This window comes from Streptomyces sp. NPDC046759 (assembly GCF_040645475.1).
Classification (GTDB): domain Bacteria; phylum Actinomycetota; class Actinomycetes; order Streptomycetales; family Streptomycetaceae; genus Streptomyces.
Genome location: NZ_JBEYYJ010000007.1, coordinates 34,213 through 60,386, shown reverse-complemented (window position 1 = coordinate 60,386; position 26,174 = coordinate 34,213). Strand labels below are relative to the sequence as shown.

At 71.8% G+C, this 26,174-nt stretch carries 19 protein-coding genes; 2 read left to right on the top strand and 17 right to left on the bottom strand.

The window, feature by feature from the left end; all coding sequences use genetic code 11:
• Window positions 1-35 precede the first annotated feature (35 nt).
• The 4 genes from ilvN to ABZ919_RS11835 all read right to left on the bottom strand — a co-directional run bounded on the left by ilvN (window position 36) and on the right by ABZ919_RS11835 (window position 7,020).
• Complete coding sequence (ilvN, locus tag ABZ919_RS11850) at window positions 36-560, bottom strand: acetolactate synthase small subunit (RefSeq protein WP_018544678.1); 525 nt, start codon at window positions 558-560, stop codon at window positions 36-38.
• Window positions 561-582: 22 nt separating this feature from the next.
• Entirely contained in the window at window positions 583-2,430 is a 1,848-nt protein-coding gene (locus tag ABZ919_RS11845; RefSeq protein ID WP_361245912.1) for an acetolactate synthase large subunit, read from the bottom strand.
• Between the two features lie 243 nt (window positions 2,431-2,673).
• Window positions 2,674-5,703, bottom strand: a complete 3,030-nt coding sequence (locus tag ABZ919_RS11840) for an EAL domain-containing protein (RefSeq protein WP_361245909.1) — start codon at window positions 5,701-5,703, stop codon at window positions 2,674-2,676.
• Between the two features lie 375 nt (window positions 5,704-6,078).
• Window positions 6,079-7,020, bottom strand: coding sequence for a 2-hydroxyacid dehydrogenase (locus tag ABZ919_RS11835; protein WP_361245906.1), 942 nt, complete (start codon window positions 7,018-7,020; stop codon window positions 6,079-6,081).
• 76 nt (window positions 7,021-7,096) lie between these two features.
• On the opposite strand from ABZ919_RS11835, the gene ABZ919_RS11830 reads away from it, so the two are divergent.
• Both ABZ919_RS11830 and ABZ919_RS11825 read left to right on the top strand, forming a co-directional pair.
• The gene (locus tag ABZ919_RS11830; RefSeq protein ID WP_361245903.1) at window positions 7,097-8,095 is read left to right on the top strand and encodes an aldo/keto reductase; all 999 of its coding nucleotides are present in this window, start codon (window positions 7,097-7,099) and stop codon (window positions 8,093-8,095) included.
• Between the two features lie 98 nt (window positions 8,096-8,193).
• Entirely contained in the window at window positions 8,194-9,357 is a 1,164-nt protein-coding gene (locus ABZ919_RS11825) for a PQQ-dependent sugar dehydrogenase (RefSeq protein WP_361245900.1), read from the top strand.
• Between the two features lie 38 nt (window positions 9,358-9,395).
• Here ABZ919_RS11825 and ABZ919_RS11820 read toward each other — a convergent pair whose 3' ends face one another.
• The 13 genes from ABZ919_RS11820 to ligA form a co-directional block, all read right to left on the bottom strand.
• Entirely contained in the window at window positions 9,396-9,614 is a 219-nt protein-coding gene (locus ABZ919_RS11820) for a DUF6191 domain-containing protein (protein WP_361245897.1), read from the bottom strand.
• Between the two features lie 56 nt (window positions 9,615-9,670).
• Window positions 9,671-12,712: an AAA family ATPase gene (locus tag ABZ919_RS11815; protein WP_361245894.1), complete on the bottom strand. Its 3,042-nt coding sequence runs from the start codon at window positions 12,710-12,712 to the stop codon at window positions 9,671-9,673.
• A gap of 203 nt (window positions 12,713-12,915) precedes the next feature.
• Entirely contained in the window at window positions 12,916-13,107 is a 192-nt protein-coding gene (locus tag ABZ919_RS11810; protein WP_361245891.1) for a hypothetical protein, read from the bottom strand.
• Window positions 13,108-13,309: 202 nt separating this feature from the next.
• Window positions 13,310-13,918, bottom strand: a complete 609-nt coding sequence (locus tag ABZ919_RS11805; protein ID WP_361245889.1) for a hypothetical protein — start codon at window positions 13,916-13,918, stop codon at window positions 13,310-13,312.
• A gap of 35 nt (window positions 13,919-13,953) precedes the next feature.
• Window positions 13,954-14,529, bottom strand: coding sequence for a GNAT family protein (locus ABZ919_RS11800; protein WP_361245886.1), 576 nt, complete (start codon window positions 14,527-14,529; stop codon window positions 13,954-13,956).
• The gene (locus tag ABZ919_RS11795) at window positions 14,507-16,738 is read right to left on the bottom strand and encodes an MMPL family transporter (protein ID WP_361245883.1); all 2,232 of its coding nucleotides are present in this window, start codon (window positions 16,736-16,738) and stop codon (window positions 14,507-14,509) included. Before ABZ919_RS11795 ends, ABZ919_RS11800 begins: the two co-directional genes overlap by 23 nt.
• A gap of 267 nt (window positions 16,739-17,005) precedes the next feature.
• Entirely contained in the window at window positions 17,006-18,520 is a 1,515-nt protein-coding gene (gene gatB / locus ABZ919_RS11790; protein WP_361245880.1) for an Asp-tRNA(Asn)/Glu-tRNA(Gln) amidotransferase subunit GatB, read from the bottom strand.
• Between the two features lie 16 nt (window positions 18,521-18,536).
• Window positions 18,537-18,776, bottom strand: coding sequence for a hypothetical protein (locus tag ABZ919_RS11785; RefSeq protein ID WP_351240077.1), 240 nt, complete (start codon window positions 18,774-18,776; stop codon window positions 18,537-18,539).
• Window positions 18,773-20,272, bottom strand: a complete 1,500-nt coding sequence (gene gatA, locus ABZ919_RS11780; RefSeq protein ID WP_361245877.1) for an Asp-tRNA(Asn)/Glu-tRNA(Gln) amidotransferase subunit GatA — start codon at window positions 20,270-20,272, stop codon at window positions 18,773-18,775. The genes ABZ919_RS11785 and gatA overlap by 4 nt, the downstream gene beginning before the upstream one ends.
• 5 nt (window positions 20,273-20,277) lie before the next feature.
• Window positions 20,278-20,574, bottom strand: a complete 297-nt coding sequence (gene gatC, locus ABZ919_RS11775; RefSeq protein WP_006130840.1) for an Asp-tRNA(Asn)/Glu-tRNA(Gln) amidotransferase subunit GatC — start codon at window positions 20,572-20,574, stop codon at window positions 20,278-20,280.
• A gap of 157 nt (window positions 20,575-20,731) precedes the next feature.
• Window positions 20,732-21,223, bottom strand: a complete 492-nt coding sequence (locus ABZ919_RS11770) for a cupin domain-containing protein (protein ID WP_361245874.1) — start codon at window positions 21,221-21,223, stop codon at window positions 20,732-20,734.
• Between the two features lie 256 nt (window positions 21,224-21,479).
• Window positions 21,480-23,714 carry a bifunctional diguanylate cyclase/phosphodiesterase gene (locus ABZ919_RS11765; protein ID WP_361245871.1) on the bottom strand — a complete coding sequence of 745 codons (2,235 nt, stop codon included), beginning with the start codon at window positions 23,712-23,714 and terminating at the stop codon, window positions 21,480-21,482.
• A 259-nt stretch (window positions 23,715-23,973) separates the two neighbouring features.
• Entirely contained in the window at window positions 23,974-26,169 is a 2,196-nt protein-coding gene (ligA, locus tag ABZ919_RS11760) for an NAD-dependent DNA ligase LigA (protein ID WP_361245868.1), read from the bottom strand.
• Window positions 26,170-26,174: the final 5 nt, after the last annotated feature.

The window sequence follows — 26,174 nt, the reverse complement described above, 5'->3', positions numbered from 1 at the left end:
GCGGACGGCGTGTCACCGACCGCCCGTTTCCAGCCTTACGCGGATCGGTCGAGAGCGCGCAGCGAGCGGTCGGTGATCGAACGGGCGCCGCGGCCGATCGCGATCGTGCCGGACTGCACCAGCTCCTTGATGCCGAACGGCTCCAGCATCTTGAGCATGGCGGACAGCTTCTCGCCGGATCCGGTGGCCTCGATGGTCACGGCCTCCGGGGAGACATCGACCGTCTTGGCGCGGAACAGCTGGACGATCTCCACGATCTGCGAGCGGGTCTCGTTGTCCGCGCGGACCTTCACCAGGACGAGTTCGCGCTGAACGGCCTGACCGGGCTCCAGCTCGACGATCTTCAGCACGTTCACGAGCTTGTTGAGCTGCTTGGTCACCTGCTCCAGCGGAAGGTCCTCGACGCCGACCACGATGGTGATGCGGGAGATGTCGGGGTGCTCGGTGACGCCGACCGCGAGCGAGTCGATGTTGAAGCCGCGGCGGGAGAACAGGGCCGCGATCCTGGCCAGGATGCCCGGGGTGTTCTCCACCAGGACGGAGAGCGTGTGCTTGGACATGGTCTGATTACGTCTCTCTCGCTCAGTCGTCTTCGTTGTCGCCGAAGTCCGGGCGGACGTCCCGGGCGGCCATGATCTCGTCGTTGGAGGTGCCGGCGGCGACCATCGGCCACACCATCGCGTCCTCGTGGACGATGAAGTCGACCACGACCGGGCGGTCGTTGATGGAGTTCGCCTCTTCGATGACCTTGTCCAGGTCCTCCGGGCGCTCGCAGCGCAGGCCCACGCAGCCCATCGCCTCGGACAGCTTCACGAAGTCCGGCACGCGCGTGCCCTTCGCCTCCGGGTTGATGTCGTCCGGGCCGCTGTGCAGCACGGTGTTGGAGTAGCGCTGGTTGTAGAACAGGGTCTGCCACTGGCGGACCATCCCGAGAGCGCCGTTGTTGATGATGGCGACCTTGATCGGGATGTTGTTCAGGGCGCAGGTGGTGAGCTCCTGATTGGTCATCTGGAAGCAGCCGTCGCCGTCGATCGCCCAGACAGTGCGGTCGGGCCGGCCGGCCTTGGCGCCCATCGCGGCCGGGACCGCGTAGCCCATCGTTCCGGCGCCGCCGGAGTTCAGCCAGGTGGCGGGCTTCTCGTACTGGATGAAGTGCGCGGACCACATCTGGTGCTGGCCGACGCCCGCCGCGAAGACCGTTCCCTCCGGGGCGAGCCGGCCGATGCGCTCGATGACCGCCTGCGGCGACAGCGAGCCGTCCTCGGGCTGGTCGTAGCCGAGCGGGTAGGTCTCGCGCCAGCGGTTCAGGTCGCTCCACCAGGCGGTGTAGTCGCCCTTGTGGCCCTCGCTGTGCTCCTTCTGCACGGCCTGGACCAGGTCGGCGATGACCTCGCGGGCGTCACCGACGATCGGCACGTCCGCGGCGCGGTTCTTGCCGATCTCGGCCGGGTCGATGTCGGCGTGGACGATCTTCGCGTAGGGGGCGAAGCTGTCCAGCTTGCCGGTGACGCGGTCGTCGAAGCGGGCTCCGAGGGCGACGATCAGGTCGGCCTTCTGCAGCGCGGTGACGGCGGTGACCGCACCGTGCATGCCCGGCATTCCCACGTGCAGCGGGTGGCTGTCGGGGAACGCGCCGAGCGCCATCAGGGTGGTGGTGACGGGCGCTCCGGTGAGTTCGGCGAGGACCTTCAGCTCTGCGGTCGCCTGCGCCTTGATGACGCCGCCGCCGACGTAGAGGACGGGCCGCCTGGCGGAGGTGATCAGCTTGGCCGCCTCGCGGATCTGCTTGGCGTGCGGCTTGGTCACCGGGCGGTAGCCGGGCAGGTCCATGGTGGGCGGCCAGGCGAAGACGGTCTTCGCCTGGAGGGCGTCCTTGGCGATGTCGACCAGGACCGGGCCCGGGCGGCCGGTGGAGGCGATGTGGAACGCCTGCGCGATGACCCGCGGGATGTCCTCGGCCTTGGTGACGAGGAAGTTGTGCTTGGTGATCGGCATGGTGATGCCGACGATGTCCGCCTCCTGGAAGGCGTCGGTGCCGATCGACTTCGAGGCGACCTGGCCGGTGATGGCGACCAGCGGGACGGAGTCCATGTGGGCGTCGGCGATCGGCGTGACCAGGTTCGTCGCTCCGGGGCCGCTCGTCGCCATGCAGACGCCGACCTTGCCGGTGGCCTGGGCGTAACCGGTGGCCGCGTGACCGGCGCCCTGCTCGTGGCGGACCAGGACGTGGCGCACCCGCGTCGAGTCCATCAGCGGGTCGTACGCGGGCAGGATCGCACCGCCGGGAATGCCGAATACCGTGTCAGCGCCGACCTCCTCGAGGGAGCGGATGAGGGACTGCGCACCCGTGACGTGCTCGACGGGGGCGGACTGCTGTCCTCCGGATCGGGGCCGCGGCTGCGGATGGGCCCCGGTGGCCTGCTCGGTCATCGGCATTCTCTTCTCGATGCTGAGGGTTTTTGCGAGGTTCGTGCGGAGTTCAAGCGCTGCACGCAAGGCACTCGTGCAACAAAAAACCCCTCGTGCCGCAAGGCAAGCGAGGGGAGCGCGTCGGTGAGATCGCTGGGGATTCCGGATCGTCCTCCGGTGGGTCCCAGCTCAGCCGACGCGCTGTCCAAGTACGAGAATTCGGGTGCGCATGGCACTGACCCTCTCCCCGACGCGCACCACGTGTCAAGTAGGTGGGACGGGAGTCTCAGAATGTGAACGAAGGGCACCGCCGCCTCCGAAGACAGCCGTAACACCCCCTGTGTACACCCCTGAGCGTCCCTTCGGCTCGCTCACACTCCCCGCGAACGCCGGTTCGGCCGGTGCGTGCGGCACCGGATAGTGGCCGGATCCGAGCGCCCGGCGCAGCCGGTACTCGTCCATCGGCCCCGCGAACGCCATGCCCTGTCCGTGTGTGCAGCCCATCGCCCGCAGTGCCACGACCTGCTCCGGCAGGTCGACGCCCTCGGCCACGGACTGCAGTCCGAGATCGCCGGCGATCCGCAGCAGACCGCTGGTGATCTTGTGCAGCCGCGGGGACTCCACGACACCCTCGACCAGGCTGCGGTCGAGTTTCAGGATGTCCACCGGGAGCCTTCTGAGGGCCGTGATGGCCGCGTAGCCGCTGCCCAGGCCGTCCAGCGCGATCCGCACGCCGAGCCGGCTGAGCGCGGTCAGGCGCCGTTCCAGCTCGTCCAGCGGAACCCGGGGGTCGGTCTCGGACAGCTCGACGACCAGCGCGCCGGGCGGCAGCCCGTGCCGGGTCAGCAGCGCCTCCACCGAGCCGAGCGGCAGCGAGCGGTCCAGCAGCCGCCGGGCGCTCATCCGTACTGTCGCCGGGACGACGAGCCCGGTCGCGGCCCGCTCGGCGGCCTGTTCCACGGTCTCCTGCAGGATCCAGCGGTCCAGCTCCGCCGTCTTGTCGCCGCCCTCGGCCATCCGCAGGAACTCGGCCGGGGTGAACAGCACGCCCTGCGAGGAGCGCCAGCGCGCCTGCGCGGAGACCGCCGTGATCCGGCCGTCCTCCAGGCACACCACCGGCTGGTGCAGCAGCGCGAACTCGCCGTCGTGCAGCGCGGCACGCAGCCGGGTGGCCAGCTCCGCCTTGCGTACGACGTCCTGCTGCATCTGTGGCCGGTACAGCTCGACCCGGCCCTTTCCGGCCGATTTCGCGCGGTACATCGCGAGGTCGGCGTTGCGCAGCAGCTCGCCCGCGCCCAGACCGGGTTCGGCGAAGGCGACACCGATGGAGGCGTTGACCCGGACGTCCTGGCCGTCGATGGCGTAGGGCTGGGAGAGGGTCACCCTGAGGCGGTCGGCGAGCTCCAGGATGTTGCGCTCCCGGGCGGCACGGTCACGGCTGCCGTCCCCCACGATCAGGGCCGCGAACTCGTCGCCGCCCAGCCGGGACGCGGTGTCCCCCTGCCGGACCGCGTCCTGGAGTCTGCGGGCGGCCTGGACGAGCAGCTCGTCCCCGGCCTGGTGCCCGATCGTGTCGTTGACGGCCTTGAAGCCGTCCAGGTCGATGAAGAGCACGGCCGTGCCCAGCAGGGCGGCGCCCCGGTCGGTGGCGCGCCGGCCGGACAGGGCCTGCTGCACCCGCCGGGTGAACAGCGCGCGGTTGGGCAGGTCGGTCAGCGGGTCGTGCTCGGCGTTGTGCTGCAGCTGCGCCTGCAGGCGGACACGTTCGGTCACGTCGCGGCTGTTGAAGATCAGGCCGCCGTGGTGCCGGTTGACGGTCGACTCGACGTTGAGCCAGCCGCCGTCGCCGGACCGGAAGCGGCACTCGATGCGGGTGGTGGGTTCCTCCAGCGGGCTGGCGGCGAGGAACCGGCGCACCTCGTGCACCACGCAGCCCAGGTCCTCCGGGTGGATGAGGCCGGCCAGTTCGCTGCCCACCAGGTCCTCGGCGGGCCGGCCGTAGACCCCGGCGGCCGCCGGGGAGACGTAACGCAGGACGCCGTTGGGCGCGGCGATCATGATCACGTCGCTGGAGCCCTGCACCAGGGAGCGGAAGTGGTTCTCCTTCTGCGCCAGTTCCTGGGTGAGGGTGATGTTGTCCAGCAGCATGATGCCCTGCCGGATGACGAGCGCGAGCACGACGGCGCCCGCCGTGACCAGCACGACGTGGTCGGGTCGGCGGCCGTTGAGGACGTTGTACAGGATGCCCAGGGTGCACACGGCGGCGGCGAGGTACGGGGTGAGGGCGGCGAGGGAGCCGGTGAGCGGCCGTCCGGCCGGATAGCGGCCGTGCTCACCCCCCGGCGCGGGCGCGGGCACGTGCTGATGGCCGCTGCCGCGCTGTCCGGGCAGGTGCTCGTGGACGACGCGCGTGTGCCCGTCCGGTACGTGCCCCCCCGTACCGCTCCTGCGGCGCGGCGCGGCCCAGGGGGCGTAGGCGAGCAGCAGGGAACCGGCGAACCAGCCCGCGTCCAGCAGCTGACCCGAGTGGTAATTGCTGTGCAGCAGCGGCGAGGTGAACAGGGCGTCGCACATCACGGTCAGCGCGAGCGCGCCGATCGCCGTGTTCACCGCGGTGCGGTTGCCCGGGGTGCGGCGGAAGTGCAGCGCGAGCACCATGCTGACCAGCGCGATGTCGAGCAGCGGGTACGCCAGCGACAGCGCGGTGTGCGCCACGCTCGGCCCGTCGAAGCGCGCCGCCTGGGCGAGCGCGAGGCTCCACGACAGCGTGAGCAGCGAGCCACCGATCAGCCAGGCGTCCAGCGCCAGACAGATCCAGCCGGCTTTGGTGACCGGCCGTTTGGCCAGCACCAGCAGGCCCACGATGGCGGGCGGCGCGAAGCACAGGAAGAACAGGTCGGCGTAACTGGGACTGGGCACGGGCCGCCCGAGGACGACCTCGTACCACCCCCAGACCGCGTTGCCGAGGGCCGCCATCGCCGAGGAGAGGGCGAACAGCAGCCAGGCCGAGCGGAAGTGGACGCCCGGACTGCGGGCGTACAGGAAGCAGGAGACGGCGGCGGTGCCCGCCGCTGCGCTCAGCCCGAAGTCGCCCATGATCAGCGCCACTTCGTCCGCACCCCAGTCGAACGCGGCCCCGACGGCGTAGGCCGCGCAGACCAGGGCGAGGACGAGTTGCTGCATCGTGCGTGTGCCCTCATCGGCGGCCGGCCGGCGGGGCGGCGGCGCCTGCTGCGGATGCGGTGCGCGCACCGCTCCGTCGAGGGCGGTCGTCACAGAGGGCGGCGCACTCACCGGGGCCTCCCGGTGAGTGCCGCTCCCGGGTCCCGGCGGACCCGGTGCGCTGGGTGCGCATGCCTCCTGCGGCCGCTGTGCCTGCGCTGGTGGTGGCCGGTGTGGTGGCCGCGTCTGCGCGCGGCCGTGCGCCAGGGTCGCCGTCGGCGGCTCCGCCGCGTCGGATCGCTCGTCCATAGGCCGTGCATCGCCCGTCGCCCCCCTCACAGATCTGCAATGTCCATCCCCGGCGCCGAACGTCGACGGCGCAGCCCCTGTCCGGACGATACACCAGGATCGTCACTCAGGGACATAGCGTCTCTACGCTCCGTGACGACCAGCGGGGATGCGGGTACGGGCCGCGTCCGACAGGTTGCGGAGGGTGCCGGAACCGGATCAGGCCCCGGTGGTGAGGATCACGTTCCGCAGGGGCTCCTGGTTCACGTACCGGGTCAGCTGGTCGACGAGCAGCCGCTCGGCACGCGGCCGGAAGGCCGAGGTGGGCCCGCCCACGTGCGGGCTGATGAGCACGCCCGGGGCCTGCCAGAGCGGATGCCCGGGCGGCAGCGGCTCCGGATCGGTGACGTCCAGGGCCGCCGTGAGACGGCCGGTCTCCAGCTCCGCCAGCAGTGCCTTGGTGTCGACCACGGGGCCGCGCGCGACGTTGACCAGCAGCGCACCGTCCTTCATCCGGGCCAGGAACTCGGCGTCGGCCAGGCCCCGCGTCTGCTCCGTCAAGGGCGTGGAGAGGATCACGACGTCGGCTTGTGGAAGCAGAGAGGGCAATTCGGTGAGCGGGTGCACCGGACCGCGCGCCGTGGTGCGCTCAGAGCGCGCGACGCGCGCCACCCGCGCGAGTTCAAAGGGCGCGAGCCGGTCCTCGATGGCGGCCCCGATGGAGCCGTAACCGACGATGAGGACGGACTTGTCGGCGAGGGCCGGCCGGAATCCGCTGCGCCACTCGCCGCGCGCCTGGGCCCGTACGAAGTCGGGGACACCGCGCAGGGAGGAGAGGACGAGGGTCAGCGCCAGCTCCGCGGTGCTCGCCTCGTGCACCCCGCGCGCATTGCACAGCCGCACGCCCGGGCGCAGGTGGTGCAGGCCCGGCTGCACATGGTCGATCCCTGCCGAGAGGGTCTGCACGACCTCGACACAGGCCATCTCCGGCAGTGGGCGCACGGCGATCGCGACGGACCTCATGTACGGCACGACGTAGAAGGAACAGGCGGCCGGGTCGCCCGGAAACTCCTCGCCACCGTCCCAGAACAGGTATCGGGGCCCCTCGGGAAGTCCCTCGATCTCCTCCGGGGCGATGGGAAGCCAAACCTCTGCACTCATGCCAAGGAGGCTATGTCAGGTACGCGCCTGTGCAGAGGTTAGGTTGGGGGCCGGGCAGAGGGAGGTTCACGAGCAGGTGGAGCGCAGGACGATCGGCGCGGGGGCGCTCGCGGTGGGGGCCGTCGGACTCGGGTGCATGCCGATGAGCTGGGCGTACAGCGGGTCGCGGCAGCGCGGCGACGAGTCGCTGCGATGCGTGCACCGGGCGCTGGACCTGGGCTCGACCCTCCTGGACACGGCGGACATGTACGGCCCCTTCACCAACGAGCTGCTGCTGGGCCGGGTGCTGAAGGAGCGGCGCGCGGACGCCTTCGTCTCCACGAAGGTGGGGCTGCTGGTAGGCGAGCAGCACATCGTGGCCAACGGTCGCCCGGGGTATGTGCGGCGGGCCTGCGACGCCTCCCTGCGGCGCCTGCAGACGGACGTGATCGACCTGTACCAGCTGCACCGCGCCGACCCCGAGGTCCCCGTCGAGGAGACCTGGGGCGCGATGGCCGAGCTGGTGCGGGCCGGCAAGGTGCGGGCGCTGGGCCTGTGCGCGGTGGGGGCGCGCGCCGGCCGCCGCTCCGGGGCCGGGCTGCACGACGCCACCCTGCGCCAGCTGCAGCGGGTGCAGCAGGTCTTCCCGGTGGCCGCGGTGGAGGCGGAGCTGTCGGTGTGGTCGCCGGAGGCGCTGCAGGCGCTGCTGCCGTGGTGCGAGGCGCGGGGCGTGGGTTTCCTCGCGGCGATGCCGCTGGGCAACGGCTTCCTGACCGGCACGCTGACTCCGGGCGAGGGCTTCGAACCCGACGACGTCCGGGCCCGCCATCCGCGTTTCACGGCGGAGATGATGGCCGCCAACCAGCCGATCGTCGCGGGCCTGCGCCGCATCGCGCGCCGCCACGGCGAGCACGTCACGCCGGCCCAGGTGGCCCTGGCCTGGGTGCTGTCCCGGGGGCGCCATGTGATCGCGCTTCCGGGCACGAAACGGGAACGCTGGGCCGCGCAGAACGCGGCGGCGGCCGGGCTGCGCCTGACCGAGGAGGACCTGGCGGAGGTGTCACGGCTGCCGGCGGCGCAGGGGTCGTGGGACTGAGGCTTGCCCGGATCGGTCGCGGCGGGGCGGGAACCCGGGCAGGGTGAGCGGGGTACGACAGGGAGCGCCCGCCGCCGGATCACCGCCTCGAAGGGACCATGATCGTGCAACGACGAGCCGTGCCGGCCGTGTTGGCCGCGGCCGCCCTGCTGCTGACGGCCGGCTGCTCCGCCGGCGGAGGGGGGTCCCCGCGCGGCGCCGGCAGTGCGACGGGTACGGCACCGGGCCCGGCCTCCTCCGGCCGCGCCACGGAGTCAGCCCCACCGGCGAAGGGCTCGGTGCAGGTGCTGCGCACCGTGGCCGACGGCCTGAGGACACCCTGGGGGCTGGCCGCGCTCCCCGACGGCGGTCTGCTGGTCTCCTCCCGGGACGACGGGACGATCATCCGGATCGACGGGCGAACGGGCCGCAGGACGGAGCTGGGCAGGGTCTCCGGGGTCTCCCCGGCCGGCGAGGGCGGCCTGCTGGGCATCGCGCTGTCCCCGGACTACGCCTCGGACCACATGATCTACGCCTACTTCACCTCCGCCTCGGACAACCGCATCGTCCGCGTGCTGTACGACGAGCGGAAGCCGCCCGGTGAGCAACTGGGTGCCCCGGACACGGTGTTCAAGGGCATACCCAAGGGCCTGATCCACAACGGCGGCCGGATCGCGTTCGGCCCGGACGGCATGCTGTACGCGGGCACCGGCGAGGGCGGCCGGAGTGGTCTGGCCCAGGACAGGAAGTCCCTGGGCGGCAAGATCCTGCGCATGACGCCGGAGGGCGAACCGGCTCCGGGCAACCCGTTCCCCGGCTCCCCGGTCTACTCCTGGGGCCACCGCAACGTCCAGGGCCTGGCCTGGGACGGCAGACAGCGCCTGTTCGCCTCGGAGTTCGGCCAGGACACCTGGGACGAGCTGAACGCGATCAAGCCGGGCGGGAACTACGGCTGGCCCGAGGCCGAGGGCAGATCCTCCGATGCCGCCTTCCAGAACCCGATCGCCCAGTGGCACACGGACGACGCCTCCCCCAGCGGCATCGCCTACGTCAAGGGTGTGATCTGGATGGCCTGTCTGAAGGGCGAGCGCCTGTGGCGGATCCCGCTCGAGGGCACGCGGGCCTCGGCGGCGCCCCGGGCCTTCCTCACCGGAAAGTACGGCCGGCTGCGCACGGTTGTCGCGGCGGGCGGCGACAAGGTGTGGCTGGTGACGAGCAACACCGACGGCCGGGGGCGGCCGAAGAAGGGGGACGACCGGGTGCTGGAGGCGGAGGTGAAGTAGCGTTCACCGGCGCGCCCGGGCCCTTCCGTTCCCTCTGCTCAGGGCTCCTCACCGCCCGCTTCGGGGCGTACCTGCGGCTCCGCCGCGGCGGGCGGTGGTTCGGGGAGCCGTATCACCGCCTTCCCGGAGGACAGGTCTATCGGGCCCCGTCCGGGGTCGTTGTCGCCGACGTCCTCACGGGTCAGCTCGAGCCGGTTCTGTTCGTCCCGGGTGTGTTTGCGGCCGGGTGCGAACAGGTCCTCGAAGGCGTTGAACACGGCCCGCCCCGCTTTCTCCCCCTTGTGACCTGTCTTGCCTGTCCTCAGCGTAGGTCTCAGCCCGCCGTTCCGGCAGGGAGCGTGTCGGCCGGGAACAGTTCCAGCCGGTGCGCCACCGCCGCCGCCTCCCCGCGCCCCGAGACGCCGAGCTTGCTCAGGATGTTGGAGACGTGGACGCTCGCGGTCTTCGGGGAGATGAACAGCTCCTCGGCGATCTGTCGGTTGGTGCGGCCGGCCGAGACCAGGCGCAGGACGTCCCGCTCCCGGCTGGTCAGGCCGAGGGCCGCCGCCGGGTCGGCGGGGGCGAGGACCTGCCGGGGCGCGCGGGTCAGGGTGAGACGGGCGCGCTGCGCGAGCCGGGCGACGGCGTCGGCGAGCGAGCGGGCGTCGAGGTGGGCGGCGACCGCAGCGGCCAGCCGGAGCAGCTCCACCGCGCGGTCGCGTTCGTCCTCGCCGCCGGCGGCGAGGAGCGCTTCGGCGAGGCGGTGGCGGACCCTGGCGAGCTCGTAGGGGCGGTTCAGGCACTCGAAGGCGGTGACGACCGAGGACCAGTCGTCGACGGTGTCCGCGCCCTGTGCGCGGCGCAGTTCGGCCCGGGTCCACCGGCTGTAGGCCTGCCACAGCGGGGCGCCGGTGGCGAGTTTCCGTGCGGCATCGCCGAGGCGGTCGAGGATCTCGGCGCGCCCCGCCGCCGCGCCGGGCAGGGTGCGGGCTTCGGCCTCGGCAGTGGCGGCGGCCCGCAGCAGCGGCCAGCCGTAGCGGTGGGTGCCGGGCGGGAACCCGTCGTCCAGGGCCCGGAGCAGTTCGGCCCGGGCGTCGGTGATGCGCCCCTGCTCGGCTGCTACCCCGAGGGCGACCCGGGCCAGGGGCAGGGAGTGCTGGGGCATGGGGTCGTGGGTGCCGTAGTGGGCGCGGGCGGCGGCGAGTTGCCGGCCCGCCTCGGCGAGGTCGCCGCGGGCGAGGGCGAGGTGGGCCAGGCGCAGGGCGCCCGCGCCCCGGGGCTTGGCGCTGTGGCGGTCCTCGGTCGCGTGGGTGGCGGTCTCGGCGGCCGCCGCCCAGTCGCCGAGCGAGTAGAGCGCCTCGGACAGGTTGGCCCGTATCCAGGCCTCGGAGGCCAACTGCCCGTAGGTGCGGGCGAAGGCGATGCCCTCGCGCAGGAGGGGAACGGCCTCCCCGTCACGGCCCAGGCTCTGCAGCTCGGACGGCAGGTTCACATAGGCGCGGCCAGCGACGTCGTGCACGCCCTCCGCGAGGGTGTCCCGCAGCACCTGGCGCATCTCCGCCAGGCCGGCGTCGGCGTCGCCGGAGTCCACCTTGAGACCGCCGAGGGTGAGGCGGGCATGTAGTTCGATGTCACGGGCGCCGACCATGCGGGCGTACTCCACGGCGCGTTCGGCGGCGGTGATCGCCTCGGGGCCGGGCCGGTGCAGCATGGACCAGCCCGCGGCGAGGGCCAGCACCTCGGCGTGCACCTCGGACGGCGGCAGGCCCCGCACCAGGTCCTGGGCGGTGGCCAGTTCCTGCCGGCCGTCGCCGCGGGACTGGGCCTGGACCAGCCGGGAGCGCTGCACCCAGAACCAGGCGGCGCGCAGCGGGTCCGGATCCTCCTCGAGGAGGCGCAGGGCCCGCTTGACGATCTTCATTGCGCGCTCGCGTTCGCCGCCGAACCGGCCCGCGACGGCTGCCTCGGCCATCAGGTCGAGATAGCGCAGCGGAGTGGTGGCGGGGTCGCAGCCACACGGAGGGTAGACCTCGGTGTAGTCGACGGGGCGCAGGGCGGAGCGGAGTTCCTCGGGGGCGCTGTCCCACAGCTCCATCGCCCGCTCCAGGAGCCTGAGTTGTTCGGTGTAGGCGTGCCGGCGGCGGGCCACGACGGAGGCGTCCAGGACGGCGGGCAGGGCCTTGGCGGGGTCGTGGGCGTGGTACCAGTAGCTGGCCAGGCGCATCACGCGCGCGTCGGCCGGGACGAGCGTGGGATCGGCTTCCAGGGCTTCGGCGTAGCGGCGGTTGAGCCGGGAGCGTTCGCCGGGCAGCAGGTCGTCGGCGACGGCCTCGCGGACCAGGGAGTGCCGGAAGCGGTAGCCGTCGCCGGCCGGGGTGACGGTGAGGAGGTTGGCCCCGACTGCGGCCCGCAGCGCCTCGATGAGGTCGTCCTCGCCGAGCTGGGCGACGGCGGCGATCAGCCGGTACTCCACGGTGGAGCCGCCCTCGGCGACGACCCGGGCGACCCGCTGGGCGCTCTCGGGCAGCGCCTCGACCCTGACCAGCAGCAGGTCGCGCAGCGAGTCGGTGAGGCCGGTGCAGCAGCCGTCGCAGGCGGCGACGGCGAGTTCCTCGACGAAGAAGGCGTTGCCGTCGGAGCGTTCGAAGATCTCGTCCACCTGGGCGGGGTCCGGCTCGGCGGCGAGGATTCCGGCGATCTGGCGGCCGACCTCCTCGCGGGTGAACCGGGCGAGTTCGATACGGCGGACGGTGCGCAGCCGGTCGAGCTCGGCGAGCAGGGGGCGCAACGGGTGGCGGCGGTGGATGTCGTCGGAGCGGTAGCTGGCGAGGACGAGGAGCCGGCCGGCGCGCAGGGTGCGGAAGAGGTAGGCGAGGAGGTGGCGGGTGGAGGCGTCGGCCCAGTGCAGGTCCTCCAGGACGAGCACCACCGGCCGGTCGGCGGCGACCCGTTCCAGCAGCCGGACGGTGAGTTCGAACAGGCGGGCCATGCCCTGCTCGTCGTGGCGGCCGGTGCCGGCCTCGCCCAGATCGGGCAGGAGGCGGGCCAGTTCCTCCTCCTGGCCCCGCGCGGCGGCGGCGAACTCCTCGGGCAGGGCGTCGCGCAGGGCGCGCAGCGCGGTGGAGAAGGGCGCGAACGGCAGCCCGTCGGCGCCGATCTCCACGCAGCCGCCGACGGCGACGACCGCGTGCCGGCCGGAGGCGGTGGCGAACTCCTCGACGAGACGGGTCTTGCCGACCCCGGCCTCGCCGCCGAGCAGCAGCGCCTGCGGCTCGCCCACGCGGGCACGGGCGAGCGCGTCGTTCAAGGTGTCCAGTTCGTCGGCGCGGCCGACGAACACGGGACTGACGGACCTGGTATCCACGGGCCCGAGCATCGCACGAGGTCCGGATGGCAGGGCACCGGTTTTCCACAGCTCCGGTGCGATCTTCGCACCGGTGACCGGATGGGTCGTGTCACCGGACGGAAGGGGCGTACGACCGGCGTGGGCAGTCGTACGACCCTGGTCCGCGAGGTCGGGGAGGCGGCCGACCCCCGTACGGCCGCCCCGGGTCCCGGTCGCGCCCGCCGGTCCGGTGTTCACGCGGTGTGCGGGGTCCGGTGCCGGCGGGTGCGGCCGGTATGGGACTCGGTGGCCGCGCCGTCGTGGCCGGCCGGTTCCTCGTGGCGTGCGGTGCGGCGGGCCCGTACGGCCTCGCGGGCCAGGCGCTGCAGCTCGGCCTCGCGGATCAGCTGGGCGGAGCGCATCTGGTGGTACCGGAACTCGATCACGGCGTGTCCTTGGAGAGATGGTGTCGTGCGTCACTTTCTGCGATGCCTCCACCTTCGTCTCCGAGGCAGGTGAGCCACATCGGGAGAGTTCCGCATCTTCGGGCGGCGTACGGGCCCCACGCGCGCGTAAGGGGCCTCAGGGAGTCCGTAAGGCGCTCACGGATCCCCTAAGGCCCCCTAAGGCTTCGGGAGTTGCGGGCTCTCAGCCCGCCGAGGGCAGGGCGAGCAGGGCGTCGGAGTACTTCAGGACGGCCAGCAGCAGGCCGATGACACCGAGCGAGACACCCGCCCAGGCGACCGACTTGATCCAGGGGGCCTGGGCACGGCCGGGGGTGCCGAAGGCGGGCCGGGCGAGCACGACCACGCCGGTGAGCAGCGCGGCCAGCGCGAACAGGCCGGCCCACAGGGCGGTACTGTGCCAGGCGTTGCCGTAGACCGCCTTGATCTGGGTGGCGACGCTCGCCGTGGAGGAGGTCCGCAGCTGTCCGACGAGCTGCTCGCGGGCGCCGGCGACGGTGCCGATCCAGCCGCCGCTGAGCGAGACGAAACCCAGCGCGGCGGAGACGACGGCCCCGGCGCCCTGACCGACCCCGGAGGGGGTCTTCGCTCCGGAAGCCGACTGCTCGGTCCCGGCGGCCTCCTCCTCGACGGCGTCCTGCTCGGAAGCGTCCTGCCCGGTCGCGTCCACCTCGGCGGCCTCGGCCGGGGTCACCTCCTCGGCGGTGCCGACGCCCGCCGTCGTCTCGTCGCTGTGCGTCTCGGTGCCGGCCGCGGTGCCGGCCTCGACGCCTTCCTGTGTCTTCGTAGCCATGCCAGGCACCGTACGGACGCTGTCTGAGAGGCGCCTTAATGATCGTTCTGCGCGGTGCGTGCGTGTGCCGCACGCCATTCCGGGGCGAGCACCGACCAGATCTCGGTGCTGGTGCGCACGCCCCGGTGCGGGTAGTTCTCGCGGAGCACGCCCTCGCGGGTCATGCCGAGGCGCCGGGCCACGTTGATGCTGGGCTCGTTGGCGGAGGACGCGTGCCACTCCACGCGGTGCATGCCACGCTCCTCGAAGGCCCAGTCCAGCAGCACCCGCATGCCCCGCGTGACCAGTCCGCGCCCAGCCGCCGCCGGCTCCAGCCAGCAGCCGGCCTCGCAGACCCCGGTCGGGGTGTCCCACACGCGGAACAGCAGACCGCCGACCAGCTTCCCGTTCAGCCAGATGCCGTGCAGGCCGCCGCCGTCGACGGCCCGCTTGTCGGCGTACGACCGGATCCAGACGCGGGCGCCGTCCAGGTCGGACACCACGTCCGGCAGCCCGATGTGCCGGCCGATGAACTCCCGTCCCCGGTCGACGTTGGCGAGGACCTCCTCGGCGTGCCAGACCTCCAGGGGCCGCAGCTCGGCGCCGTCGTCACCCAGGGATATCGCGTACATCGCGCTGCTGTTCCTTCCGCAGTTCCTCGACCGGGACCTGGTCGAGCCTCTCATGCGCGGCACGGCACTCGGGCGGTTCGATGCTGAGGCGGGGCAGGCGCCGCTCCAGCCAGGCGGGCAGCCACCAGTTGGCGGCGCCCAGCAGATGCATCAGCGCGGGCACCAGCAGGGTGCGCAGCACGAAGGCGTCGAGGGCGACGGCGGAGGCGAGCGCGATGCCGAACATGGCGATCACCCGGTCGCCGCTGAGCACGAAGGCGAGGAAGACCGAGATCATGATGATCGCGGCGGAGTTGATGACCCGGCTGGTCTCGGCGAGGCCCACGCGGACGGCGCGCCGGTTGTCGCCGGTCTCCAGCCACTCCTCGTACATCCGGCTGACCAGGAAGACCTGGTAGTCCATGGAGAGCCCGAAGAGCACCGAGACCATGATCACGGGCAGGAAGGGCTCGATGGGCCCGGCGCGGCCGAGGCCGAGCAGTTCGCTGCCCCAGCCCCACTGGAAGACGGCGACGACGATCCCGAACGCGGCGGCCACGGCGGCGATGTTCATCGCGGCGGCCTTCAGGGGGATGCCCAGCGAGCGGAACGCGACTAGCAGCAGCAGACAGCCGAGCCCGATGACCGCACCGACGAACAAGGGCAGTTTTCCGACGATCACATCCGCGAAGTCGTCGTAGCCGGCGGTGACCCCGCCGACCTGGATGTCGAGGGAGGTGCCGGCCTCCGCGCGCGGCAGCACCTCGGTGCGCAGCCGGTCCACGAGATCGCTGGTGTCCTGCGACTGGGGTGCGGAGTCGGGGACGACGGTGAGGTAGGCAGTGCCGCGGCCGGCGTCGTAGGTGGCCGGGGTGACGGAGGCCACGCCCCGGGTGGCACGCAGATCCGTGTCGAGGTTGTCCAGGGCGAGCTCGTCGTCGCCGCCGTCGACGCGCGTCACCAGCGTCAGGGGCCCGTTGACGCCGGGACCGAAGCCGTCGGCGAGCAGGTCGTAGGCCTTGCGCGTGGTGGAGGAGCCGGGGTCGTTGCCCTGGTCGGAGGTGCCGAGGTGGAGGGAGAGGGTCGGCACGGCGAGCAGCGCGATCACACCGACGGCCAGGGAGGCGAGGAGCTTGGGGCGGCGCTCGACCAGCGCCGACCAGCGGGCGGCGAGACCGGTGGGCAGTTCAGGGCGCGGCCCGGACTCGGCGAGCCGGCGACGCTCGCGGCGGCTGAGGGCCCGGTGGCCGATGTACGACAGCAGGGCGGGCAGCAGGGTGACCGAGGCGGCGACGGTGAGCACCACCGTCAACGAGGCGGCGACGGCCACCCCGTTGAGGAAGCTCAGGCGCAGGGTCAGCATCCCCAGCAGCGCGATGCACACCGTCGCACCCGCGAAGACGACGGCGCGTCCGGTGGTGGCCACGGCGTTCACGGCGGCCTCGGTGACGCTCAGGCCGCGTTTGAGTCCCCGCCGGTGTCTGGTCACGATGAACAGCGCGTAGTCGATTCCGACGCCGAGGCCGATCAGCATGCCGAGCATGGGCGCGAAGTCGGCGACCGTCATGACGTGCCCGAGCAGTCCGATGCCGGAGTAGGCGGTGCCGACGCCGACCAGCGCGGTGGCGATGGGCAGGGCCGAGGCGGCGAGCGAACCGAAGGCGAGGAACAGCACGACGGCCGCGACGAGCACGCCGACCACCTCGGCGGTGTGCTCGCGCGGGGATGCCGTGAGCCCGATGGCACCGCCGCCCAGCTCCACCTGGAGCCCGTCGCCCGCCGCGGCCTGGGCCGTGCGTACCACGGCCCGGGCCTCGGACCTGCCGATGTGCTCGGCCGGCTGGGTGAAGGTGACGGTGGCGTAGGCCGTGCGGCCGTCGACGCTGATCCGGGGGGCGCCGTGCCTGCCGTACGGCCCGTCCACCGAGGCCACGCCGGGCAGCGAGGCGATCCGGTCGAGGGTGCGGGTCATGGTCTGCTCGACGCCGGCGGCGCGGACGGTACCGGTGCCGGTGTGCCAGACGACGGTGTCGCTGTCTCCGCCGAGACCCGGGAAACCCTCCTTGAGCAGCTGCTCCGCGCGACCGGACTCGGTGCCGGGGACCTTGTAGTCGTTCGAGTACGACGATCCGGCCACGGCGGCTGCCGCGGTGACCCCGCCGAAGGCGAGGAGCCAGAGCAGCACGGCGATCAGCCGATGCCGGACACACCAACGGGCGAGGTCTGCCACGGACGTGCTCCCAGAAGTGCGATTTGTGGATCTTTGACCGGGAACGATCGTCCATGGACTGAACAACCCGCAAAGAACATATGAGCGATGAGAGACACTCTCGCAGGAGAAAGTGATCGTTTGCCGTGATCGTGGGGTTATTCACAAGAGTGCGAGGGACGTCACAGGACACTCCGGCGAACTCTGTCGTCCCGCGGGGCACTTCGGGGCGTGCGAACGGCCCCGGACGCGATGCCGTCCGGGGCCGTCGTGTGCACAGGTGCGGGCTCAGCCCTCGCTCACACCGAGCTTCTCCAGGATCAGTTCCTTGACCCGGGCCGCGTCGGCCTGACCGCGGGTGGCCTTCATGACCGCGCCGACCAGGGCGCCGGCCGCGGCCACCTTGCCACCGCGGATCTTGTCCGCGATGCCCGGATTGCCGGCGATGGCCTCCTCGACGGCGGTGGTGAGCGCGCCCTCGTCGGAGACGACCTTCAGACCGCGCTTGTCGACGACCTCGTCCGGGGTGCCCTCGCCCGCGAGGACGCCCTCGATGACCTGGCGGGCCAGCTTGTCGTTCAGGTCGCCCTTCGCGACGAGCTCGGTGACCCGGGCCACCTGCGCCGGGGTGATCGCCAGCTCGTCCAGCGCCTTGCCGGACTCGTTGGCGCTGCGGGCCAGTTCACCCATCCACCACTTGCGGGCGGCCGCCGCGTCGGCACCGGCCTCGATCGTGGCGACGATCGGGTCCAGCGCACCGGCGTTCAGGATCGCCTGCATGTCGGTCGCCGAGATGCCCCACTCGGCGAGGAGGCGAGTACGGCGGGCCAGCGGCATCTCCGGCAGCGCGCCGCGGATCTCCTCGACCCACTCACGGGACGGTGCGACCGGGACGAGGTCGGGCTCCGGGAAGTACCGGTAGTCCTCGGCCTCCTCCTTCACACGGCCGGAGGTCGTCGACCCGGTGTCCTCGTGGAAGTGCCGGGTCTCCTGGACGATCGTGCCGCCCGACGACAGCACGGCCGCGTGCCGCATGATCTCGAAACGGGCCGCGCGCTCCACGGACCGCAGCGAGTTCACGTTCTTCGTCTCGGAGCGCGTGCCGAACTTGTCGCTGCCCTTGGGCATCAGCGACAGGTTCACGTCGCAGCGCATCTGGCCCATCTCCATGCGGGCCTCGGACACGCCGAGGGCACGGATGACCTCGCGCAGCTCACGGACGTACGCCTTGGCGACCTCGGGGGCGCGCTCGCCGGCGCCGACGATCGGCTTGGTGACGATCTCGATCAGCGGGATGCCGGCGCGGTTGTAGTCCAGCAAGGAGTGGGACGCGCCGTGGATACGGCCCGTGGCGCCGCCGACGTGCGTGGACTTGCCGGTGTCCTCCTCCATGTGGGCGCGCTCGATCTCCACGCGGAAGGTCTCGCCGTCCTCCAGCTGCACGTCGAGGTAGCCGCTGAAGGCGATCGGCTCGTCGTACTGGGAGGTCTGGAAGTTCTTCGGCATGTCCGGATAGAAGTAGTTCTTCCGGGCGAAGCGGCACCACTCGGCGATCTCGCAGTTCAGCGCGAGACCGATCTTGATCGCCGACTCGACGCCGGTCGCGTTGACGACCGGGAGCGCGCCGGGCAGGCCGAGGCAGACGGGGCAGGTCTGGGTGTTCGGGTCGGCGCCGAGCGCCGTCGAACAGCCGCAGAACATCTTGGTCTTGGTGCCGAGTTCGACATGGACCTCGAGGCCCATGACAGGGTCGTACGACGCCAGCGCGTCCTCGTACGACACCAGGTCGGTCGTGGTGGTCACGGTGAAAACTTCCCTCTCAGCCCAGCAGGACGTCGTCGTCGCCCAGCCGCTTCAGCTCGCGGTAGAGGATCGCGAGGCCGGTCACGATCGCCACGGCGGAGACCGTGGCGTCGATCAGCCGCAGCGTGTCGTGCTCGGCGCGGGCCTTCTTGATCTGCTTGGCGACACCGAACGCGCCGAACGCGGTGGTGGCCATCGACAGGTACGTACCGGACTTGGACTTCTTGAAGTCCTTGGCCTTGGACAGCTTGCTCACAGCGACGGAGCCTCCTCCAGCAGCGGGTGTCCCCACTTTTCCACGAAGGCGGCCTCGACGGCGGCGCCGACCTTGTACAGGCGGTCGTCCTTCATCGCCGGGGCGATGATCTGCAGGCCCACCGGAAGGTTGTCCTCCGGGGCGAGGCCGCAGGGCAGGGACATGGCCGCGTTGCCCGCCAGGTTGGTCGGGATGGTGCACAGGTCCGCGAGGTACATCGCCATCGGGTCGTCGGCGCGCTCGCCGATCGGGAAGGCGGTGGTCGGGGTCGTCGGCGAGACGATGACGTCGACCTGCTCGAAGGCCTTCTCGAAGTCACGCGTGATGAGGGTGCGGACCTTCTGCGCGGAGCCGTAGTACGCGTCGTAGTAGCCGGAGCTCAGGGCGTACGTGCCCAGCATGATGCGCCGCTTGACCTCGGGGCCGAAGCCCGCCTCACGGGTGAGGGAGGTGACCTCCTCGGCCGAGCGGCTGCCGTCGTCGCCGGTGCGCAGGCCGTAGCGCAGGCCGTCGAAGCGGGCGAGGTTGGAGGAGCACTCGGACGGCGCGATCAGGTAGTACGCCGACAGACCGAGGTCGAAGGACGGACAGTCCAGCTCGACGATCTCGGCGCCCAGCTCCTTCAGCAGCTCGACGGACTCGTCGAAGCGCTGGATGACACCGGCCTGGTAGCCCTCGCCGCGGAACTGCTTGACCACGCCGACGCGCATGCCCTGCACGCTGCCGTTGCGGGCGGCTTCGACGACCGGCGGGACCGGGGCGTCGATGGAGGTGGAGTCCTGCGGATCGTGCCCGGCGATGGCCTCGTGCAGGAGCGCCGCGTCCAGGACCGTGCGCGCGCAGGGGCCGCCCTGGTCCAGGGAGGACGAGAAGGCGACCATGCCGAAGCGGGAGACCGCGCCGTACGTCGGCTTCACGCCGACCGTGCCGGTGACGGCGGCCGGCTGGCGGATGGAACCGCCGGTGTCGGTGCCGATGGCGAGCGGCGCCTCGAAGGCGGCCAGCGCGGCCGAGGAGCCACCGCCGGAGCCGCCGGGGATCCTGGTCAGGTCCCACGGGTTGCCGGTCGGGCCGTAGGCGCTGTTCTCGGTGGAGGACCCCATGGCGAACTCGTCCATGTTGGTCTTGCCGAGGATGACGACGTCGGCGGCCTTCAGCTTCTTGGTGAGCGTCGCGTCGTACGGCGGGAGCCAGCCCTCGAGGATCTTCGAGCCGACGGTCGTGGGTACGCCCTCGGTGGTGAAGATGTCCTTCAGCGCGAGCGGGACGCCGGCCAGCGGGCCGAGCTTCTCGCCGCGGGCCCGCTTCTCGTCCACGGCGCGGGCCTGGGCGAGGGCGCCCTCGCGGTCCACGTGGAGGAAGGCGTGCACCTTCTCGTCCACGGCCTCGATCCGGGCGAGGTGGGCCTCGGTGACCTCGACGGCCGTCAGCTCGCCGGCGGCGATCTTCCCGGCGATCTCGGCGGCCGTGAGCTTGATGATGGAACTGTCCGTCATGGCGGTCACTCCTCCCCCAGGATCTGCGGCACCTTGAAACGCTGCTGCTCCTGGGCCGGGGCGCCGGAGAGCGCCTGCTCGGGGGTGAGCGAGGGACGGACCTCGTCCGCGCGCATGACGTTCGTCAGCGGGAGCGGGTGCGAGGTCGGCGGTACGTCTTGGTCGGCGACCTCGCTGACGCGGGCGACCGCGCCGATGATGTCGTCCAGCTGTCCCGCGAAGTGGTCGAGTTCTTCGGGCTTCAGCTCCAGACGCGCCAGCCGGGCGAGGTGGGCGACCTCCTCGCGCGTGATGCCAGGCATGCAGCGATCCTCTGGGTGAGTGTGTGTGGTTTGGGCGGGGGCTGGTCGTCCTGTTCCCGTCGTCCGCCCGTAGGGCGGCGGGAACGGGACGACTAGCCCCAATCCTATGGGGCGGGGCCGGGTCGCCGTGAAACGGTTTGGCGCGAGCCCCGCCGGTTCAGCGCCGGGCGTCCCAGGCCTCGCTCCTCAGGAAGTGGTTGTCGTACAGATCCTGGGCCTCCAGGATGCTGTCCCGGGTGGCCTCGCCGAGGCGGATGCGCTGCAGGTGCCGGAAGTATTCGAAGCGCTCTACGCCGGGTGTGATCACGATGAGCAGATCGGCGTCGGCTCCCGGCACGGCCGCGAAGGCGTGCGGCTTGCCGGGCGGGACGACGACCAGGTCGCCCGGGCCGGCGGTGACGACCTCGTCACCGGAGAGGATGTCGGCGGCGCCGTCGAGCAGGAAGAACATCTCCGCGGAGTTGTCGTGCCAGTGCGGCTCGGCTCCGTCGGCTCCGCTTCTGAGGGTGACGCGCTGGGTGGACAGGGCGCCGCCGGTCGCGCTGCTGTCGGCCAGCAGGCGGACGGTGAGCGGCGCGCCCCCGACGACCTCCGCCTCTGCCGCGCGGACGATCACGGACTCGTCGAACTTCGGTACGAACAACGACATGGCCGCTTTCTCCCTGTGCGATTCGGTCAGACCGCGAAGAGCAGTCCGGCGCTGATCAGTACAACGATCGCGGTGGCGCAGTGGATCCCGAACGCGACCGCCTTCGCACCGCCGTGGCGCAGTACTGTCAGGGTGTCCGCGCTAGCACCGCTAGAATTCCTGGCGGCGGTGGCACGGGCGTACGCGCGGCGTCGGCCCGCCCTCCACGACGCGATGTTCACCCGTCCGAACGAGGACTTCGGTGATCGCGGAAAGCCTATTCGGCGGCGGGCAACGCGGCCCGTGGCCTTTGCCAGCCACGCGACCCCCGCGCCCGCAACCACGCCGTCGTCTCCTCGGGCGGCATCGCCGCAGCGACCAGCCACCCCTGCACGGCGTCACATCCCAGGTCCCGCAGCCGCTCCCACGTCTCGTCGTCCTCGACGCCCTCGGCGACGACGAGCAACCCCAGGGAGTGCGCCAGATCCACGGTGCAGCGCACGATCTCCGCGTCCTCCGCGTCGACCGCCAGCCTCGCCACGAACGACCGGTCGATCTTCAGCTCGCTCACCGGCAGCCGCCGCAGATGCACCAGCGACGAATATCCGGTGCCGAAGTCGTCCAGCGACATCTTCACGCCGTGCCCGGTCAGGCCCGCGAGGGTGTCCGCGGCCCGCTGCGGGTCCTCCAGGAGCACATGCTCGGTGATCTCCAGCTGCAGGGCACCCGGGGGGACCCCGTGCCGGGCCAGCCGCGCGGCGACCGAGCCCGCGAACCCGGGGGTGTGCACATCGCGCGGGGAGACGTTGACGGCGACCGGGACCCGCAGCCCCTGCGCGCGCCACTTGGCGACCTGCCCGAGGGCGGTCTCCAGGACGTACTCCGTCAGATGGGGCATCAGCCCGGAGGACTCGGCGATCGCTATGAACTCGTCCGGCGGAACCTTCCCGCGCTCGGGATGGACCCAGCGGACCAGTGCCTCCAGACCCGCGACCTGGCCGTCGAAGCGGACCTTGGGCTGGTAGTGCAGCTGCACCTCGTGGGCGTCCAGCGCCCGGCGCAGATCGCCCAGCAGACCGAGCCGGTCCGGGGTGTTGGAGTCGCGCTTGGACTCGTACACCTCGACGCCTGTACGGTCCCTCTTCGCCTGGTACATCGCCACGTCGGCCCGGCGCAGCAGCCCTTCGGCTTCCAGCGCGTGGTCGGGGAAGACGGCGACGCCGGCGCTGGCCTCCAGGACGAGGGTGAGTCCGTCGAGGTCCAGCGGGGAGCTGAGCGCGGCCACCAGGCCGCGCGCGACGCGGGTCGCCGACGTCGTGGAGTCGGCGACGGGCAGTAACACGGCGAACTCGTCGCCGCCGAGCCGCGCGGCCTCCGCTCCCCGCGGCAGGGCGAGCCGCAGCCGGTCGGCTATCTGGAGCAGCAGCCGGTCACCGGCGAGATGACCGAGGGTGTCGTTCACCGAACGGAACCGGTCGAGGTCGATCAGCATGAGGGCGGAGCGGGCACCGATGCGTTCGGCGTCGTCGAGGGCCGTCCAGATCCGCTCCAGCAGCCACTGCCGGTTGGGCAGGCCGGTCAGCGGGTCGCGCAGCTGCTCCTCGGCACGCGCGCGTGCCATCCACAGGGTGGAGTCCAGGGCGATCAGGGGGATGGCGAACAGCGGGAGCAGGACCGGCTGGGCGTCGGCGACGACGCACAGCAGGGGGGCGATGCCGAGCAGGGCGACGGCGACCAGGCCCTGTCTCACCAGGGCGGTGCGGGCCACGGTGGGCAGTCCGCCGCCGCGCGGGGCGTGCAGGTACCGCAGCAGGCCGCGGCTGACCGCGAGGTAGGCGACGGCGGCGAGGACGACCTCGGGCGCGGTGGCGATGCTCCAGCTGTCCGGCCGCCAGGGCGTCTCGACGCTCGGGACACGGCCGAACGCGCCGAGCAGCAGCGCGCCGGCACCGATGCCGAGGAGGTCCGCCGCTCCCTGCAGCACGCCCTGCCGCCAGCGGTGGCTCCGGGCGATGCCGACCAGGACGACCACGGTGAGGCTGACCATGCCGGCCGGCACCCAGCCGTACAGCAGCAGCACGGCGAGGGTGAGGGCGGCGCCGGAGCCGGTGCCGCCCCACCAGCGGGCCCGGCCCAGCATGACGAGGTGGCCCACGACCACACCGGTGAGCAGGGCCAGCGACCAGCCCACGGTGCCGCCCGGGAAGAGGGCGTGACGGCCGACGAAGGCGCGGTAGAAGCCGGCGCCCAGGACGAGAGCGGCGGCGGCCACGACGGCCGCGGGCAGAGTGGGCCAGGACAGGTGCCGTTCGGGGCCGGCGCCGGTGAGGCCGGGGGCGGGCTCGATGGCCACGGGTATCGGCGGGTGGGCGGCGGCGCCGGGTCCGGCCGCGCGGGCCCGACCGTCCCTGCGCCCGTGGTCCCGCCCCGTCCACCGGGTCGCCCGCCAGGTGCACGCCCGCCGGCGCAGGCGCAGCCGTGAGTCCGGGGCGACGCTCTCGGTCGGTTCCATTCCCGTCCCTCTCACAGCCGGCGGTGCCCACGCCACGCGGCCCGATGTCCGACAGCCATCAGCAGCTCCGCGTTGAAGAAACCTTCCCCGCACGCCGGGAGCACGCGGAAATGCCCCAACCGCAGCCGGGCACGGCAGGTGCACATCTCAACAGTAGGCCGCGGAAGGCTTCCACGGGCACCGGTCGTCGACGGTTGCCCGAATGCGCCCTGGCCACCCGTATGCAACTGATATGCGCCGAACGGGTGGCCTTCAACCGCTACTCCCCGGTCGAAAGCGCGACTTCGGCCGCGGCTTCGGGCCCCTGCTCCAAGAGGACGCCGAAACCGTCCTCGTTCAGCACCGGAACCTTCAGTTGCATGGCCTTGTCGTACTTCGACCCCGGGTTGTCACCCACAACGACGAAAGCGGTCTTCTTCGAAACAGATCCGGTCACCTTCGCGCCCCGGCTCTGCAGTGCCTCCTTGGCGCCGTCCCTGGTGAAGTTCTCCAGGGTGCCGGTGACGACGACCGTGAGCCCCTCCAGCGGGCGGGGGCCCTCCTCCTCGCCGGTCGAGGCGTCCTCCAGCGGGACCCCGGCGGCCTTCCACTTGCGCACGATCTCGCGGTGCCATTCCTCGGCGAACCACTCCTTGAGCGCGGCGGCGATGATCGGGCCGACGCCGTCGGTGGTCGCCAGCTCCTCCTCGGTGGCCTGTTCGATGCGGTCGACGGAGCGGAACTCCCGGGCGAGGGCCTGCGCGGCGACCGGGCCGACGTGCCGGATGGACAGGCCGTTCAGGAACCGGGCCAGCGGGCGCCGCTTGGCCGCCTCGATGTTCTCCAGCAGTGCGAGCGTGTTCTTCTTGGGCTCGCCCTTCTGGTTGGCGAAGACCGTGACGACCTTCTCCTCGCCCGTCTTCGGGTCCCGCTTCGGCAGACCGCTGTCGGGGTCGAGGACATAGGCCTTGATGGGCAGCAGCTTGTCCACCGTCAGGTCGAACAGGTCGCCCTCGTCCACCAGCGGCGGGTCGGCCGGCTCCAGCGGGCGGGTGAGCGCGGCGGCGGCCACCTGGCCGAAGTGCTCGATGTCCAGGCACTCCCGCCCGGCGAGGTAGGAGACGCGTTCGCGCAACTGGGCCGGGCAGGTACGGGCGTTGGGGCAGCGGAGGTCGATGTCGCCCTCCTTCATGGGCCGCAGCGGGGTGCCGCACTCGGGGCACTCGCTCGGCATCACGAACTCCCGCTCGCTGCCGTCCCGCAGGTCGACCACCGGGCCGAGGATCTCCGGGATGACGTCACCGGCCTTGCGCAGGACCACCGTGTCCCCGATGAGGACGCCCTTGGCCTTGACGACCTCCTGGTTGTGCAGGGTGGCGAACTCCACCTCGCTGCCCGCGACCGTGACCGGCTCGACCTGGGCGTACGGCGTGACGCGGCCGGTGCGGCCGACGCCCACCTTGATGTCGACGAGCTTGGTGTTGACCTCTTCCGGCGCGTACTTGTAGGCGATCGCCCAGCGCGGGGCCCGGGCGGTGGAGCCGAGTCGTCCCTGGAGGCGGATCTCGTCCAGCTTGACGACGACACCGTCGATCTCGTGCTCCACGGAGTGGCGGTTCTCGCCGTAGTGGGCGATGAACGCGCGTACGCCGTCGAGGTCGTCGACCACGCGGTTGTGCGGGGAGGTGGGCAGGCCCCAGGTCTTCAGCAGGTCGTAGGCCTGGGAGAGGCGCGTCATGCCGGTGAAGCCCTCGAGAGCGCCGATGCCGTGGACGACCATGTGCAGCGGGCGGGTGGCGGTGACCCGCGGGTCCTTCTGGCGCAGCGAACCGGCGGCGGCGTTACGGGGGTTGGCGAACGGCTTGTCACCGGCGGCCACCAGGCGTTCGTTCAGCTCGAGGAACTTCTCCATCGGGAAGTAGACCTCGCCGCGGATCTCCACGAGGTCGGGGACCTGCTCACCCTGGAGACGGTCCGGGATCTCCGCGATGGTCCGGACGTTCGGGGTGATGTCCTCACCGGTGCGGCCGTCGCCACGCGTCGCCGCGCGCGTGAGGCGGCCCTTCTCGTAGGTGAGGTTGACCGCGAGGCCGTCCACCTTCAGCTCGCACAGGAAGTGGTAGTCCTGGCCGCCGAGTTCGCGCGCGATGCGCTCGGCCCAGGCGGCCAGCTCCTCGTCGTTGAAGGTGTTGTCGAGGGAGAGCATCCGCTGGCGGTGCTCGACCGCGGTGAAGTCCGTCGCGTACGACCCCGCGACCTTCTGGGTCGGCGAGTCCGGGGTACGGAGCTCCGGATACTGCTCCTCCAGGGCCTCCAGAGTCTTCAGGAGCTTGTCGAACTCCGCGTCGCTGATGACGGGAGCGTCCTTCACGTAGTACCGGAAGCGGTGCTCCTCGATCTGCTCAGCGAGCTGCGCGTGCTTGTCACGTGCCTCGGCGGGCACTGCCGTCTCCGCCTGCTGCTTGTCGCCGGCCACCGTGT

What these genes read in the sequence shown, in the direction of transcription:
- ilvN (WP_018544678.1), bottom strand. Translation starts at nt 560, where the DNA reads ATGTCCAAGCACACGCTCTCCGTCCTGGTGGAGAACACCCCGGGCATC.
- ABZ919_RS11845 (WP_361245912.1), bottom strand. Translation starts at nt 2,430, where the DNA reads ATGACCGAGCAGGCCACCGGGGCCCATCCGCAGCCGCGGCCCCGATCC.
- ABZ919_RS11835 (WP_361245906.1), bottom strand. Translation starts at nt 7,020, where the DNA reads ATGAGTGCAGAGGTTTGGCTTCCCATCGCCCCGGAGGAGATCGAGGGA.
- ABZ919_RS11825 (WP_361245900.1), top strand. Translation starts at nt 8,194, where the DNA reads ATGATCGTGCAACGACGAGCCGTGCCGGCCGTGTTGGCCGCGGCCGCC.
- ABZ919_RS11815 (WP_361245894.1), bottom strand. Translation starts at nt 12,712, where the DNA reads ATGCTCGGGCCCGTGGATACCAGGTCCGTCAGTCCCGTGTTCGTCGGC.
- ABZ919_RS11805 (WP_361245889.1), bottom strand. Translation starts at nt 13,918, where the DNA reads ATGGCTACGAAGACACAGGAAGGCGTCGAGGCCGGCACCGCGGCCGGC.
- ABZ919_RS11800 (WP_361245886.1), bottom strand. Translation starts at nt 14,529, where the DNA reads ATGTACGCGATATCCCTGGGTGACGACGGCGCCGAGCTGCGGCCCCTG.
- gatA (WP_361245877.1), bottom strand. Translation starts at nt 20,272, where the DNA reads ATGACGGACAGTTCCATCATCAAGCTCACGGCCGCCGAGATCGCCGGG.
- gatC (WP_006130840.1), bottom strand. Translation starts at nt 20,574, where the DNA reads ATGCCTGGCATCACGCGCGAGGAGGTCGCCCACCTCGCCCGGCTGGCG.
- ABZ919_RS11770 (WP_361245874.1), bottom strand. Translation starts at nt 21,223, where the DNA reads ATGTCGTTGTTCGTACCGAAGTTCGACGAGTCCGTGATCGTCCGCGCG.
- ABZ919_RS11765 (WP_361245871.1), bottom strand. Translation starts at nt 23,714, where the DNA reads ATGGAACCGACCGAGAGCGTCGCCCCGGACTCACGGCTGCGCCTGCGC.